2 protein-coding genes and 1 pseudogene are annotated in these 1,310 nt (G+C 34.1%); all 3 read right to left on the bottom strand.

The features are described from left to right. Positions 1–86 precede the first annotated feature (86 nt). Positions 87–629, bottom strand: coding sequence for a hypothetical protein (locus NXS07_RS20115; RefSeq protein WP_230580999.1), 543 nt, complete (start codon positions 627–629; stop codon positions 87–89). 51 nt (positions 630–680) lie between these two features. Beyond that, positions 681–923, bottom strand: coding sequence for a hypothetical protein (locus NXS07_RS20110; protein ID WP_038221607.1), 243 nt, complete (start codon positions 921–923; stop codon positions 681–683). A gap of 2 nt (positions 924–925) precedes the next feature. After that, positions 926–1,310, bottom strand: a pseudogene (locus NXS07_RS20105) (hypothetical protein); the annotation flags it as partial.

Here is a 1,310-nt window from a genome sequence, read left to right as displayed (position 1 = left end):
AGTGGACGCGGTAAGTCAGTGTATTGTATTACCGACTATAACAAAAGTGCAGATAATTTCATTGATTAACTTAGATATTTCTATTTTTAGCTGATTTTAATATCTGTTTCATTATTGTCTGTTTGAGTAAGAAGCTTTTGTTCTGGAGTTTTTTCAGGACGTTCATTGTAATGATCTTTATTTAAATCACTTTTGGGGAATGGGGCTGGAATTGTTTTTATATGAGGAATGTTATTATCCACTTTTATATCTCCGTCGAATGTTCCCAGAGCTTTATTAATTCTATTAATGTTACTAAAATCATTCCACGTCATTCCGGGTTTTAATCCAGCACTTCGTAGTGCTTTCCAGGTAAAATCAATGCAGCTATTCCAGGCTCCGTTGTAATAAAGGTTAAAATCAGGATTTGAATTTTTAACTGCAGAAGTTCCATAATTTCTCAATTGGTTATATTGTTCCTCTGTGATTTCTAATGTTCGTTTATATCGTGGCTTTTCATAATGGATGGTATCTTTTTCTGTTACTATTCCATCTCCATGCATTCCCGATTCAATGGGAGCAAAACCATAGGCGTTATCAGATTTTCCATCTGAGATTTCATACCACATATGTCCCGCAAATGATGTCACACGTTCTCCATTCTTAAATTTGGGTTCTCCATTATCCTCATTAAGAGGAGTTCAGGGATGAGCAGCATAGATGGTGATGGTATATCTTATACCTAAAGATCTTATTAGGTTTTCCACAAATTCAGGTCTTGCCTGTGGAGGCGGGCATGTCGTACATGGCTTTCCTGCCGCATAATTCACTTCTTGGTTTGGGTAAGTAGTTGAGTTGATAAGATTTGTTTTGTTTTCTTTTGAAAAATTAGAGTCATTAGTAATATTTAGCAATAATTCTTCCGTTGAGTTTATTGGTGTCATCTTTATTTTCCTGAGAAAGAAGGAATAAATAGATAATAACTGACGTTATCATTTTTTAATTCAGGCCAATTACCTAATATTTCTAGATTTAAACGATATTGACCATATTTATATCTTTCCCCAAGGCTAACGAATCTAAATAAAATCCCATCAGCAGTACCTGCAATTGAGTCAGGCTCCGAGTATGTTTTTTTAAACACTAATGTTTCAGTGAGGTCCTCATTAATTTTATGTAATTTTATAGATAATATAGGAGCATCTTTTGGTTTAGCTAATGGACCATCATTCTTGAATAAGTCAGGAGTATAATCAGGGCGGGATTCCACTTTAAGATCGATTCTTTTATAGCCAAAAAACGTATCTCTACGTAAAATTTTCACCATTTTA

It is taken from the genome of Xenorhabdus bovienii (genome assembly GCF_024721015.1).
In the GTDB taxonomy this organism is placed as follows: domain Bacteria; phylum Pseudomonadota; class Gammaproteobacteria; order Enterobacterales; family Enterobacteriaceae; genus Xenorhabdus; species Xenorhabdus bovienii.
The sequence above is the reverse complement of the archived record's forward strand: the minus strand, read 5'-3'. Positions and strand labels throughout refer to the sequence as shown.